At 73.3% G+C, this 232-nt stretch carries 1 pseudogene; it reads left to right on the top strand.

What is annotated here, in order from left to right:
- Positions 1 to 232, top strand: a pseudogene (locus tag SB753_RS41930) (methyl-accepting chemotaxis protein); the annotation flags it as partial.

The raw sequence follows: 232 nt of genomic DNA, 5'->3' as shown, positions 1-232 counted from the left end.
CGGAGGGGCCTCGAAGCGTTCAAGGCGGCCGGCTTCGAGCCGACGGCGGGCGACAAGGCGGTCGCCGGCGTCGACCGTGAGCCCGCGCGCCTGCTCGGCGAGGCGGTCCAGCAGATCGCGACGAACACGGCGGCGATGTCGGCACAAGCCGCCGACGACGCGCGCCGCGCCGCCGCGATCAGCCTCGTGCTGATGCTGGTGGCGTTCATAGCCGGTTTGTGTGGCGCGTTCC

Origin of the sequence: Paraburkholderia sp. SIMBA_053 (assembly GCF_046534895.1) — a bacterium.
GTDB lineage: Bacteria > Pseudomonadota > Gammaproteobacteria > Burkholderiales > Burkholderiaceae > Paraburkholderia > Paraburkholderia caledonica.
This window is presented reverse-complemented; position numbering and strand designations above follow the sequence as displayed.